The organism is Fodinibius salsisoli (assembly GCF_026229185.1).
GTDB classification, from domain to species: Bacteria; Bacteroidota; Rhodothermia; order Balneolales; family Balneolaceae; genus Fodinibius; species Fodinibius salsisoli.
Window position 1 is genome coordinate 1 of record NZ_JAGGJA010000021.1, and the last position, 13,325, is coordinate 13,325.

Annotated in this window: 12 protein-coding genes; 6 read left to right on the forward strand and 6 right to left on the reverse strand. The window is 37.2% G+C overall.

The genetic code is table 11. The annotated features are described in order from the left end of the window. Window positions 1-319 precede the first annotated feature (319 nt). From J6I44_RS19255 to J6I44_RS19265, 3 genes are read right to left on the reverse strand one after another with little or no spacing between them, the layout of a single operon-like run. Window positions 320-877 (reverse strand): MPN domain-containing protein, encoded by a 558-nt coding sequence (locus tag J6I44_RS19255; RefSeq protein ID WP_265767877.1) that lies wholly within the window; start codon window positions 875-877, stop codon window positions 320-322. Further along, window positions 874-1,356, reverse strand: coding sequence for a hypothetical protein (locus J6I44_RS19260; RefSeq protein WP_265767878.1), 483 nt, complete (start codon window positions 1,354-1,356; stop codon window positions 874-876). The genes J6I44_RS19255 and J6I44_RS19260 overlap by 4 nt, the downstream gene beginning before the upstream one ends. Then, window positions 1,340-1,639, reverse strand: a complete 300-nt coding sequence (locus J6I44_RS19265) for a hypothetical protein (RefSeq protein WP_265767879.1) — start codon at window positions 1,637-1,639, stop codon at window positions 1,340-1,342. The genes J6I44_RS19260 and J6I44_RS19265 overlap by 17 nt, the downstream gene beginning before the upstream one ends. 239 nt (window positions 1,640-1,878) lie before the next feature. Here J6I44_RS19265 and J6I44_RS19270 point away from each other — a divergent pair, with 239 nt between their 5' ends. From J6I44_RS19270 to J6I44_RS19295, 6 genes are all read left to right on the forward strand, one after another. Further along, on the forward strand, window positions 1,879-5,715 hold the full coding sequence (locus tag J6I44_RS19270; protein ID WP_265767880.1) for a DUF7149 domain-containing protein: 3,837 nt from the start codon (window positions 1,879-1,881) through the stop codon (window positions 5,713-5,715). A 14-nt stretch (window positions 5,716-5,729) separates the two neighbouring features. After that, window positions 5,730-6,695, forward strand: a complete 966-nt coding sequence (locus J6I44_RS19275) for a hypothetical protein (RefSeq protein WP_265767881.1) — start codon at window positions 5,730-5,732, stop codon at window positions 6,693-6,695. 116 nt (window positions 6,696-6,811) lie between these two features. Next, a complete protein-coding gene (locus J6I44_RS19280) occupies window positions 6,812-8,461 on the forward strand; it encodes an ATP-dependent nuclease (protein WP_265767882.1) in 1,650 nt (549 codons plus the stop codon). Then, complete coding sequence (locus J6I44_RS19285) at window positions 8,454-9,584, forward strand: UvrD-helicase domain-containing protein (protein WP_265767883.1); 1,131 nt, start codon at window positions 8,454-8,456, stop codon at window positions 9,582-9,584. Before J6I44_RS19280 ends, J6I44_RS19285 begins: the two co-directional genes overlap by 8 nt. A gap of 293 nt (window positions 9,585-9,877) precedes the next feature. Continuing rightward, window positions 9,878-10,603 carry a DUF6088 family protein gene (locus J6I44_RS19290; RefSeq protein ID WP_265767884.1) on the forward strand — a complete coding sequence of 242 codons (726 nt, stop codon included), beginning with the start codon at window positions 9,878-9,880 and terminating at the stop codon, window positions 10,601-10,603. After that, window positions 10,604-11,584 (forward strand): nucleotidyl transferase AbiEii/AbiGii toxin family protein, encoded by a 981-nt coding sequence (locus J6I44_RS19295; RefSeq protein WP_265767885.1) that lies wholly within the window; start codon window positions 10,604-10,606, stop codon window positions 11,582-11,584. Window positions 11,585-11,596: 12 nt separating this feature from the next. Here J6I44_RS19295 and J6I44_RS19300 read toward each other — a convergent pair whose 3' ends face one another. The 3 genes from J6I44_RS19300 to J6I44_RS19310 form a co-directional block, all read right to left on the reverse strand. After that, window positions 11,597-11,971, reverse strand: coding sequence for a TIR domain-containing protein (locus tag J6I44_RS19300; RefSeq protein ID WP_265767886.1), 375 nt, complete (start codon window positions 11,969-11,971; stop codon window positions 11,597-11,599). Window positions 11,972-12,104: 133 nt separating this feature from the next. Beyond that, complete coding sequence (locus tag J6I44_RS19305; RefSeq protein WP_265767887.1) at window positions 12,105-12,596, reverse strand: hypothetical protein; 492 nt, start codon at window positions 12,594-12,596, stop codon at window positions 12,105-12,107. A gap of 79 nt (window positions 12,597-12,675) precedes the next feature. Beyond that, window positions 12,676-13,317, reverse strand: a complete 642-nt coding sequence (locus J6I44_RS19310) for a GIY-YIG nuclease family protein (RefSeq protein WP_350356723.1) — start codon at window positions 13,315-13,317, stop codon at window positions 12,676-12,678. Between the last annotated feature and the right edge of the window lie 8 nt (window positions 13,318-13,325).

The following is a 13,325-nucleotide window of genomic DNA, read 5'->3' on the forward strand; positions in this document are numbered from 1 at the left end:
TGTTGGATCACGTCCAATTTAAATTCTTTGCTGTAGGTTCGTCTTTTACTCATAATAGGTATTGGTCATAAATTGCGGCGACAATCTATGGCTTAACTGGGTGTCCACCAAAATGTAGCAAGTTCACTCTTCCACAATAATTGATATCTTACGGTGTACTCTACTTAGCTGATTTACAAGAGTTAGAGCCAACAGTTGTCCCGTATGATTATGACAAGCTTCCTTAGATATGACAACACCGATTCTCTTATTCAAATGATCAGTATCATTAATAAATCTGATTGTCCTCTTATCCCTTTCCTTATAAAACTCCTCACTTTTAGAATTCATTTTTCACCTCACGCAAGTCAATAAGATCTGGTAATATGTGCAAATTTTGCTTTACTGAATCCTCGCTACAAACAAACCAAGAACCATCCTTGAATTGGTGGATTGTAGACTCGGATAAATCGGTAAAACCTATACCATAGTTAGGGACCACAATTGATAGCATTCCTTCAAAAGGCATAATAATGAGATGGTCATCACCATCAGAATGTATGGTGTCACTACTTGGATGAGAATGTACTTGACAAAGAATAGTAAGGCGGCTGGATCTTGCCTCCCTACTACATTTCCCAAACTCTTTCTCATCGACCATAACACGGTGTGCTCCATGCTCTGTATTTGGAGCTATCACGGATGTAAATATGGTAAGATTACCAAGGTCTCTGCCACCCCAAAACACCAACCCCTCATGACCTTGGACTCCTTCTTTTGAATAATCCGTTAAAATACTTGCTGTTTGCGAGATAACAGTTTCGGTAGCAGCATATTCTCCTTTAATTGGTCCTATTTTTATTGGATTAGTTCTATAATATGGTTGAAGGTCTTTCATGATAAATGTGTTTTGGTATATCTAAAATCGCGATAAATTGCACTCAACATATCTCCCATCGTATCCGCAACAACTTTATCTCTTGCTGCATTAAGCCATTGGGCTGGTGACCCCCAATCAGAATGCGGACCATCATAAACCTTATATGCTAAACGATTAAATGGAGCGCAAATAACCCCGTTAGGATGGAACATGGACGAACCAAATGGAGTACTTTCACCTTTAGGAAAATTCTGTTTCTTTATCTCATCACTCCAATTGGAATCTGTAAATATCCATTTGGGTGGCATCTCTTTATAGTCATCGAATACACCTTTTAGATAGTATAGATCTTTTGATTCCGGTTGTGTTAATACAACCTGTAATTCAAGACGATCCTCAATCCACTTAAAAGGGATTTGATGCCGCTCAGCCCATGCCTCTGCAGCACCAAGTTCCTCCTCAATTTCAAGCTTCGTTACTTCAGTTGGAACTGACACCACCGCCACCTCCAACTAATTCAAGCTCATCTCCTTCTCTGACTCCTTCGGATACCAGATTTTTAGTGTTATCCAATATATCGTCATCCTTTTGGAGTCTAGGTGGTTTTTCCGGTTCATAGCCGAAAGCATCCGCTGCTTCTTTTGCAGCATCACCTACGTTTCTATTCTTCTTCCATGTAAACTCCTTGGAATCAAGACTTCGGGGAGCATATACCTGAACTGTAATTTTATCCTTAGAGTCTTTCTTGGAGTTCTGAGGTTTCTTCTTCTGAGTCTTCATAATAATTAATGTTCATTTCTAATTCTGATTTATAAAAATATAAATGAATATTTATAAAAATACCAAATAAAAAGATAATGAGGTTGTTTTCTATTCATAAAATTTATAATTATCGGTTTACTAAAATCTTAAGTTCGATCTGAATAGTTTAAAACCCATTATTTTAACCTTTTTTGCTCTTTCCCCTCCCAGTCCTTAGAATGAGGTCAAACAAAAAGTTGGTTTATTAACAATTACTGATGCAGATAGAGACCATATCCCCAAGACGAGCTGTTGACAATGCGTTCTTACAAGAGTCGATTACCGAGACCGAGTTCGAAACCTTTCGCCAGCGACTGTTAAAACTATTGAGCCAGGCTGATGATGCTGTAGAAGAAGGCGAATCTGAAGAACATCTTAAAAACCTGATCAAGCCCTTCTTCAGCAATACCAATTTTGAAGAAGATCACTACATCAACACCAAGGAGCGACAGGACCTTGCCATCCATAATGGCAAAACCCGAAAGTCGAATGTCGGTGTCATCATAGAAGCCAAGCGGCCATCCAACAGTTCGGAGATGATTACCGCGGATGAGCTGAACCGTAAGGCCTTTCACGAATCCATCCTCTACTATCTTCGGGAACGCATCGATAACGGCAACGAAGATATCAAACATATCATCATTACTGATGTGTACAATTGGTACATCTTCGATGCCCAGGATTTCGAACGTCATTTCTACGACTCCAAAAAACTAACCGGCTGGTATAAAGAATGGAAGCAGGGACAAAAAGTAAGTTCCCGCACCCAGTTTGTCTATGACCACCTAGCGGAATTTGTGGAAGAGCTGGATGCAAATATTACAGCAGCCGAATTAGATCTGAGCAAGTACCGAAAGCTGCTGGAAAAAGATGAGCTGAGCCGCGACGAGCAGAAAAAGCTGGTGCCGATCTTTAAGCTATTTACGCCTACCCACCTGCTCAAACAACCCTTTGCCAGCGACAGCAATGAGCTCAACAAGGCCTTTTACCGTGAGCTGCTTTATATCATGGGGCTGAAAGAATACAAGGAAAAAGGCACTCACTATATAACCCGGCTGGATGAAGATAACCGCCAGCATGCTTCCCTGATTGAAAACACTATCACACAGCTTAAAAGTCTAAACGTAATTTCGCGGCTTCCCAACCGGTCAGAGTTTGGCGAAGATGAAGACGAACAACTGTTCAATGTAGCCATTCAGCTATTGATCACCTGGATCAACCGTATCCTGTTTCTGAAGTTGCTCGAATCCCAGCTCTTTAAATACCATCGGGAAGATGATCGTTTTCGGTTTTTAAGTCATCGTGACATTGACGAATATGATGGACTCAATAAACTCTTCTTCCAGGTATTGGCCGTCCCTCAGGAGGATCGCTCCGAGCGTATCAACAAACACTTCGGACATATTCCCTACCTGAACAGCTCACTGTTTGATGTGGCTGATATCGAGCAAGATACGATTCGCATATCGGAGCTGGAGGACGGACTCCAAATGCCGGTGTACAGTCGCAGTAAAATTCGCAACCGGGACAGGGAGCGCCTCAAAGGAGAAAAACTGTCGGCTCTTGAATACCTGCTCCGTTTTCTGGATGCCTATAACTTTAACACGGAAGGTACGGCCGAGGTCCAGAAAGAAGCCAAAACGCTTATTAACGCTTCGGTGCTGGGACGCATCTTTGAAAAGATCAACGGCTATAAAGACGGTTCGTTCTTTACGCCCGGCTATATCACCGAATACATGTGCCGGGAGACCATTCGCCGGGCGGTGGTCCAAAAATTTAATGAAACCTACGAGAACTGGGACTGTGAGGACATTGACGATGTCGCCGCCAAGATATCCCGCCACGAAATTCCGTATGATAAAGCCAACGATGTTGTTAACAGCATCACGATTTGTGATCCGGCCGTAGGGTCCGGACACTTTTTGGTTTCAGCCCTGAATGAACTCATAGCTATTAAAAGCGACCTTCGTATCTTTGTGGATGAGGATAACCACCGCATCCGGGATGTGGAGATCAGCGTGGACAATGATGAGCTCAGCATTGCGGTGGGACAAGATCCATTTTTCGAATACCGGGTACATTCGGAATGGAAAGAAAATGGCACCGTTGAGCGAACGGTCGGGCCTGACACCCAGCGCCTGCAGAAAGCCCTATTCCGCGAAAAGAATATCCTTATTGAAAACTGCCTGTTCGGGGTGGATATCAATCCGAATTCGGTCAACATCTGTCGGCTTCGCCTATGGATTGAGCTGCTTAAACATGCCTATTACAAGGAAAGTACGGACTTCCAGCAGCTCGAAGTACTACCCAACATTGATATTAACATCAAACAAGGCAACTCACTGGTAAGCCGATTTGACCTGGATGCAGACCTCTCGCAGATACTGGCCAATAATAACGATTTAACGATTGAGGAATACAAACAGGCCGTCCGAAGCTACAAAGAAACTGGCGACCGGGAGGACAAACGAGCGCTGAAAAAGCAGATCAGCTCTATTAAAGAAAGTTTTTCTGTGGGACTCAAAGAACTACACCCCGTCCGTCAGAAACTAAAGAAACAGCGCGAAATTCTGATTAAGGAAGAAGCCAAACTGGACCTGTTTGAGGGCGATAAGAAGAGCAAGAAAGAGCAGAAGAAGATTACTAAGACCCAAAAGAAAATTGGCAAGCTGGAAGAGGAGTTGGAAGAACTTGAAAACGCCAGCTTTTACGACCAGGCCTTTGAATGGCGATTTGAGTTTCCTGAAGTACTCGACGAGGATGGTAACTTTACCGGCTTTGATGCAGTGATTGGGAATCCGCCTTATGTGAGGCAGGAGTTGCTAAAAGATATCAAACCGTATTTAAAAGGAAGTTATGAAGTTTATCATGGTACAGCTGACCTTTACCAGTATTTTGTACAGTTAGGTCTCGAAATTTTAAAGGATAAAAATTATCTCCATTACATTGTTTCTAATAAATGGATGCGCACCAATTATGGGAAACCTTTACGCGAATGGTTAATGAATTACCAGATTGAATCGATGATTGATTTCGGAGACCTTCAAGTATTTGGAGAAGCTACAACCTATCCGTGTTTAATACAGATAAGAAGAAAAAATATTCAAAAAGATTTTAAAGCTGTTGAGGTTGATAGCTTGGAAATAGAGAGTATTTCAAAGTATTTAAAAGAAAATAGTTTTAAGGTCGAACAACAGAAGCTTCATTTAGACGGATGGTCATTAATAAATAAGCGTTCGCAACTGTTGTTTGAAAAAATGAAAGAGAAAGGCACACCTCTAATTGAATATGTTAACGGCAATATTTTTTATGGAATAAAAACTGGATTAAATGAAGCATTTCTCATAGATAAACAAACTAAAAATAATTTAGTTGAACAGAATGCTAGCAGCCTTGAACTAATTGAACCTTATTTAGCAGGTAGGGATCTTAATAGATATGAATTGCCTCAACATGATAAATATATCATTATGATCCCTCATGGATGGACTAATTCTCAAACTAATGAGGAAAATAAATGGGAATGGTTTGAAAAATCGTATCCAGCAATTGCTTCTTACTTGGCACAGTATGAGAAAAAGGCAAGGGATAGATATGATCAAGGGCAATACTGGTGGGAATTAAGAGCTTGTGATTACTATGATGAATTCAAGAAGAACAAAATTATATATCAACGATTTCAGGTAAAACCAAAATTTGTTTATGATGATAAAGGATCATTTGTAAATGATGCAATTTACTTTATTAGAAAAGATGATTTATTGCTTTATGCCATTCTCAACTCAAAACTTGGCTGGTATTTGATTTCATTAGTTTGTACTCAAATTAGAAATGGATATCAGCTATTAACAAAATACATTGAGAAAATACCTATTATATCAAATTCTGAATACCAGCCAAAGGTTGAGACTTTAATAGATCAAATCCTCTCAACCAAAAAAGACAATCCCGATGCAGATACACGCGAACTGGAGGAGGAAATAGACCAGCTTGTGTATGAGCTTTATGGTTTAAGTGAGGAAGAGATTGGGATTGTGGAAGAGAGTGTGGGATAAATAGAATAATAAAAATGGGAAAAAGTCCTGGACATATAAGAAGAGAGAAAATTTACGATATCTTCTCCAAGAACTTAGAATTACTGAAAAAACATCCAAAGTTTGACTTAAAAGGAGAAAAAACATCCGGATATATTTGTCCCCTGTGCAATAAGATTTTTGATAAAAATGGACTATCAAAAGAATATGATGATCACCTAACTCTGGAAGATGTACCTCCTAAAACCTTGGGAGGAAATGTAAGGCTTTTAACCTGTAAAATTTGTAATAATGAGCAGGGAAGTTCTCTTGACAAGCATTTAAAAGAACAATTGCTCACAAAAGATTTTTTCTCAGGAACATCTAATATCAAGCGAAAAGCAAGATTTGAGGTAGATAACAAATGGAATATTGGTGGAACTATTCACCATACTGAAGAAGGTGGAATTAAACTTCTTGCTATTGAAGGCAGTTCCCATGAGAAACACTATCACCGTTTATTTAAAAAAGGTGATGCGGAAATGGAAAATATCAGGGTTACAATTTTTGGTGAGCATAAGAAAAGTCGTGCAAGGCTTGCAAAACTAAGAATAGCCTATCTTTGGTTAATAAGTGAATTCGGGTATGCCAGTTTAATCAATCCTTATATGCACGTTATAAGAGAGCAAATTCAAAATTATAACGACTTAAAGTATCCAGGGTTTGGGATTGCAGATGTAGATTTTCCATCAAAATTTGAAGGAATAAATTTAATTACTAAGCCTGAAAGCCTAAAATCATTTGCTGTTGCATTTACTTTAAAAACCGACCAAAGAGAAAGAAAATTTATAGTTTTGTTACCGGGGCCATCTGATCCGGGATTAAATATTTATGACAATCTTAATGAATTGGGGCAAGATGGCAATAGGATTAACATTGATCTTAGAAATTTAGACTTACAAAATGTTTTAAATAATCCTGATAGAGTTTATGATTACTTCCGTTATTGGGAAGAACTATAGAATTAGTAAAACTGAAGATAGATAAGCTTTAATTATTCTTTATGAATTCATTAAGGTAGAGATTGGGATAGTGGGAAAGAGCGTAGAGATTTAAAATCTAAATAGTTCTTGAAGAGATGACTTTTGAAAAAGTAATTATCAAAAACTTTAAATGTTTTAGTGGCACTTTTAAGATTGATTTGCAAGAAGGGCTAAATATTATTGTTGGGGACAATGAGGCTGGTAAGTCCACAATTTTAGATGCGATTCATTTAGCATTAACTGGTTGGATAAATGGAAGACACATCTCGAGTGAATTATCAGAATACCTTTTTAATAAAAAACAGGTCAGGAAGTATTTAACAAGTTTACGAAAAGATCCTATTGAACCTCCAAATATCTTGATTGAGGTTTATTTTGATTCAGATGATGCAGCAGAGTTTATAGGAAATGGTAACCGCTTGAAAAGTAATAAGGCATGTGGTTTTTCTTTCAACATTGAGTTTGATGAAAACTATAAGGATGAGTATGAACATTTAGTTCAACAGGATGATATCAAATCTTTACCTATAGAATATTATAAATACTATTGGAAGTCCTTTGCCAGAGATTCGTCTATTACACCTCGAAGTTTACCTGTAAAATCAGCTTTAATAGATTCTTCAAACTCTAGGTATAAAAGTGGATCTGATATTTATATATCTCGTATTATTAGGAATTTGTTGGAGTCAAAAGAAATAGTTGATATTTCTCAAGCTCATAGAAAAATGAAAGATGTATTTCGGGATGAAGAAGCCATTCAAGCAATTAATAAAAAAATCAAAGAGTCATCGGATATTTCAGATAAAGAAGTAGAACTGTCTGTTGAACTTTCTTCAAGAGATGCATGGAAAAATACTTTGATGACTTATCTAGATGAAATCCCATTTCAACATATTGGGAAAGGAGAACAATGTGTCATTAAAACTAAATTGGCTTTGAGTCATAAAAAAACTAAAGAAGCAAATTTGATACTGCTTGAAGAACCAGAGAATCATTTATCTCATACTAAACTTAACCAACTTATTTATGACATTGAGGCTGGAAGTGAGGACAAACAAATACTCATTTCAACGCATAGTAGTTTTGTCGCGAACAAACTCGGCTTAGAAAACTTACTTCTTTTACATGAGTTATCGATTACACAGCTAAGTGATCTTGAAGAATCTACACAGACTTTCTTCAAGAAACTTTCAGGATATGATACACTAAGACTGATCTTATGTGATAAAGCTATTCTCGTTGAAGGGGATTCCGATGAACTTATTGTCCAAAGAGCCTATCTAGATGAAAATGATAAACTTCCAATACAGGATGGAATCGATATAATATCAGTTGGTACCTCGTTTAAAAGATTTTTAGAAATTGCTGACAAATTAAAGAAAGAAGTATCTGTTGTGACTGATAATGATGGCGATATTGAAGCTTTAAAGAAAAAATACAAGAAATATCTAGATAAAGATTCTAAAAACTACATCAATATTTGCTTTGACAATGAAATTGATGATGGGGATCTGACGATCAGTAATAAAGAGTTTAATTACAATACACTTGAACCAAAAATATTAAAAGAGAATGACGTAAAAACTTTAAATAAAGTCTTTAACACTGATTATGATGAGGATGGAATTCTAAAATATATGTACAATAACAAAACTGATTGTGCCTTAAAGATTTTCAATTCTGATCAAGAAATAAGCTTCCCTCAGTATATACTTAACTCTTTTAAGTTCGAAGGAGATGAGTAGAAACAAACTATTGATTGCAGCTGCAGGAGCGGGTAAGACTACTCATATAGTAAAAAAAGCGCTATCAATCGAAGAAGGTAATAGTTTAATCACTACTTATACTCAAGTAAATGAAGAAGAAATAAGGAAAAAGTTTATAGAACTAAATGGTTTTATCCCTGGAGATATTACCATTCAAACTTGGTTTTCTTTTTTAATACAACATGGTGTAAAGCCATTTCAGAGCTTCTTGTTCGAGGAAAAAGTAAAAGGGCTTACATTTGTTAATAAACAATCAGGAATAAAATACTACTACAAAGGGAATCCAATTCCTTTTAAAGAATCAAAAAATTTTAAAAGACACTATTTTTCAAAAGGAAATAAGATTTATTCTGACAAGCTTTCGAAATTTGTGTATAAGTGTAACCTTGAAAGTAATGGATTAGTAATAGATCGCATATCAAAGATATATCAGAATATCTTTATTGATGAAGCACAAGATTTAGCTGGTTATGACCTTTCTTTTTTGAAACAAATATTTAGTAGCGATTCATCTTTAACTCTCGTGGGGGATCCGAGGCAAGTTACATACTTGACCCACTGGGAGAAGAAGTACAAAAAATATCAGAGTGGAAAAATTGCGGATTTTATTAACGATGAATGTGCCGATAAGAATGTTGAAATAGATAGAACAACACTATCAAATTCGCACCGAAATAATCCTGAAATATGTAACTTTGCAAATAGACTTTATCCAGATTTTGAACCTGCCAAATCAGCAAATAATGAAGAGACTGAACATGATGGAATATTTCTTGTTAAGAGTAAAGATCGGTTTAAATATTTAGATAAGTATGATCCTATTCAACTTCGTTGGAGTAGTAAGAACAAGAAAGTATTAGAAAAGTATCCCGTTTTAAATTTTGGAGAATCTAAAGGGCAAACTTATGATAGAGTTTTGATTTACCCTACAAAAAGCATGTTGAATTGGATAAAGGATCCTGAAACAAACTTAAAGGATCAAACGAAAGCAAAATTTTATGTTGCAATCACAAGAGCCAGATTTAGTGTTGGAATAGTATGTGGTAATAATTTAAAAGAGTTAAACAAAAATAAACTAGTATCAACTTTTACTTGTGAATAACAAATCCCTCTAAAACACATCAGTAACTACCAAAAGGAAAAAATAAGCCAATCCTCTTCAGTTCCAGGAAAAATATAGCGATTTATTAGTAGCCTGCACTTATACAAGCATTAGATTTTCTACTCAGCACATTCCATAACTAATTCAAAGATTTCTTTCCCAATACATGCCTAAACATGTGAATATGATAAATTGATGTGTCAAGTAAATAACGTAAAAAACTTGACATACCTAACGATTAAATGCTATATTTATACAAGCTGTTAAAAGCCATTACCATAACACCTAGCATTATGAGTACTGCAAAAAGAATAAAAGACAAAGTTTCTTCCTTTGACGAAGGAACGACATTTAAATATGACCAGCTTGGCATAGATAACAGCGAGTACGGGGCTGCTACCAAAGCCATCGAGCGGTTGATATCCAACGATGTCGTAAAAAGAATTTCCAAAGGCCTGTTTTACAAGCCCAAGAAGTCACTGTTTGGCGATTTAAAGCCGAATGAAGAGCAGCTGCTTAAACCCTATTTGTACAAAGGTGATAATCGTATTGCCTATATAACCGGCTTGTCCCTGTACAATCGGATGGGACTTACGACCCAAGTTCCCAAAACGGTTACCCTGGCCTGCAATAAAAAAAGGATCAACACAGAGATCGATAACCTGAAGGTAAAATCGGTCAAAAGTTACGTGGATCCCACTGACGATAACATTCGCTTCCTGGAGATCTTGGATGCCATAAAGGATTTCAAGAAAATTCCGGACCTGGACATCGATAATGCTATCAGCCAACTGCAAGTCCGCATACGTGATTTGAATGATGCCGACAGAAACAAGCTGATTACCTTTGCCCTACAATATCCTCCACGCGTACGAGCGCTGCTGGGAGCCTTGCTTACCGATCAGGAATTCAACAGCGCTTTCCCGAAATTGAAGAATAGCCTGAATCCCTTGTCGAGCTATGAATTCGGTAGTCTAAGCAGTAGCTTGCCTACAGCTCAAAACTGGAATATTGTTTAGATGAATCTACACGAAGATACCGAAATCTTTCGGGATGCTATAAGGGCTACCGCCGATCGTAAGAATATTCGGGAAATCTATATCGAGAAAGACTACTGGGTAACCTATGCCCTTCATGCGATCTTTCATTCCGATATGAAAGACGTTGCCGTATTTAAGGGCGGTACGTCGCTTTCCAAATGTTACCAGGCGATCAACCGATTTTCGGAGGATATAGATCTTGTGGTGTTTGAGGATCCCGACCTATCCAACAACCAAATGGACAATAGAGTCAGGGACGTCAGCAAAGTAGTTGACGATACTGATTTGGAGGAAGTAGAATTATCCGGGATTACCATGAAACGTGGTAAAAACAGGAAAGTAGCCTACGAGTATTCCAAACATGGATATGACCAAGCTTTTGGCCAGGTTCGGGATAAAATCATTGTAGAAGTATCAAGGTTGGGACATTTCGAGCCTCATGAAGAAGTAGAGGTCCATTCGTTTATTGCCGATATGATGAAAGCAAGAGGCCAGGAAGAGCTCATTGAAGAATATGGGTTAGCTGCCTTCCCCTTGAAAGTACTAACTATAGAACGGACCTTTTGCGAAAAAATAATGTCTCTGGTCCGCTTCTCACATGCCGAAAATCCCTATGAGGATCTCGGCAATAAAGTCCGCCATACCTATGACATTCACATGCTGCTAAAGCAACCCGCGATTCAAGACTTCTTTGAAAGCAAAAAGCTAGATGAGATGCTGCTTCAAGTGGGAGCCGATGATATCGAAAGTTATGGCGACCAGTACGATTGGCTATATGAGCATCCTGTCTCGGCACTGCTTTTTGACAAACCCAAAGCAACCTGGGATAAGATAAAGTCTGTTTATAACGGCACTTTCAAGGAATTGGTCATTGGGGATCTCCCGAAAGATGATGCGGTGTTTAAGGCTATTAAAAGAGTGGCTGAAAGACTGAAAGGTATTGATTGGGATCTTGGATAGGACTACTTCACTTTAATCTTCCGCAAGCTTTCTACCCAATAAAGCTTCAAATCTATTTATAAGCATTGATTTAAGTTCGGTAATGTTACTGTATACCGGTACATTATGAATGGCTAAATCAAAATGTATTTCGGTTCCTTTATTTCGATATAAAATCGGTTTTTTATCCATTGCATGAGCATAGCCAATTTCGTAGTAAACATTAGGCCTTGAGCCAGACAAATCCGCGATCAAGTATTCAGACTTCCTAATATATTTTAAGATTATATCGGTAATCCGATCTTGATGCTCAATATCATCTGCTCTGATTGCCTTTAGTCCAAATTTATCACAGACTTCTTTAATAGTATTTTTTACATCTTCCAGTCCAGGAATGTCTTCATTCATATGCATCATAATAAAAACGGTATTTTTGTAAATACCCTCTTTTTCCTCTTCTTGCTTCTCAGTAGTAGGAGAAAATTCATTTCTATTCCTGTTACTGCGTTTCTCTAGTTTCTTATTGATTTGATCCTTTATATCAGAATAATTGAGATACTCTGTTATAACACCTTATTTTTGAGTGCCCCTCTACATCTTTTTCACTGGACGCTCCCGACCAAAAGTTTCCGAGGTCCCTCATATAGTCAAAGATCTTCCTGACCCTTTCCTCTTGGATACTTAGACTTTCAGCAATTCTTGCAGAACTAACTTCCTCTAACTGGGGATTCTCAACTAGTAGCCTTCTAACTTCTTTGATTACCGCATCAGTGTCCTTTATTAATTGATTATCTGGATCAACTAGAAAGACACCCATTAAAGTTAGTTCTTGATATCTCTCGTTTCTCGTATCACTCACATAAAAATTTGAATTGACATTCGTTGGATGAAAGTCATCAGATAAATCATCCCAAAGTTCTACTAATAATTCTCGGAAATTTGCTTTTCCTTCCCCATTCGTCTGTTCATAAACACTCTCTATCCATAAAACTTCATCTTGTGATAACTCGTTTTTCTCTTCTTTTAAAGTCATTTTTTCAATTATATTAATTAAACTCTGAGAATAATAAGGGCTTAAAACTGATCCGAATTAAGACTAGGACTCTTCCCAATTAGTCGTACTGTTCTCGTACAGAATCATGTACTAGGTCATTATCTAGCATAAATTTGATACCAATACTAGTAATTTTCCAAATACTTGGCTGCCGCCGCTTCTGCTTGAACTTTTTAATTAATCCTTCTCTTTCTAATTCAAGCAATTTGTATTCTAATTCAAGTGCATTAGCCCAATGCCCATTTTTTCTCATTGCTTCAATTGATAAGCCTCGACTCTTAAATGGTTTTTCTATTAATAGCCTTAAAGCAAAAGTCTGATCTTCATCAAAACTTGGGGCTTTTGTATATCCCTCAATTACTGCACCATCAATACCATCCGGAATAAATTCCAATATAATATCAATCGATAATTTTAATGCTTTGCTTGGTTCAAGTCTAAAAAATTCACGTTGATTATTAATTCTGTATTCTTTTAATAGTGCATGTATTTCTTTTTCACATACTTCAGGATTTTTAACATTGAAAGAAGCAATTGGCATAAATGGTTCAGGTACCCCTGTAGAATATAACTCATCTAATCTGTGTAAGGGATTCTTCTTAGAAAAACCAATCTTAATAAGATTGGGCATCGAATTGTTTATCGCTATGTATATAAATCCTGACATTAATCTGAATATTAATGGGCATGCTTGAAGCATATTTTAAT